This window comes from Achromobacter sp. GbtcB20 (assembly GCF_019091095.1).
Classification (GTDB): Bacteria; Pseudomonadota; Gammaproteobacteria; order Burkholderiales; family Burkholderiaceae_B; genus Achromobacter; species Achromobacter mucicolens.
In genome coordinates this window covers 1-326 of sequence record NZ_JAGXJZ010000366.1, presented here as the reverse complement: position 1 = coordinate 326, position 326 = coordinate 1, and the positions used below count along the sequence as shown (strand labels likewise).

Genomic DNA, 326 nt, shown 5'->3' with positions numbered 1-326 from the left:
GAAGGCGTCGGGTGTGTGCCGAACCGTGAGCGTTCGCTGCACCAGGTTGAAATCCATCCCCTGCACGCCCGGCATGCCTTGCAGCTTGCCGAGGATCAGACTTACCTCGGTCGGACAGTCCATCTTCGCGATGCGAAGTACCGTGGTGGCTGTCTGCATGTCCTGCCGCGCAGCCTGCATTCCAATGGAAGCAAGCGCCTTCTCGATCGGCGCTGAGGTCGCTAGTGTATGCTGTACCCCCCGCACACGCTGCATCACAATGGAGTCGTGCGCGGTCACCCCCGGCCGCTTGCCCACGCCGGCGCGGATCCGGGCTTCTTCCGTTC

Annotated in this window: 1 protein-coding gene; it reads right to left on the bottom strand. The window is 63.8% G+C overall.

Annotation, left to right across the window (positions count from 1 at the left end; all coding sequences use genetic code 11):
• On the bottom strand, positions 1–326 hold a 326-nt coding region (locus tag KVT32_RS29350; protein WP_217619347.1), incomplete at both ends, for a cation transporter.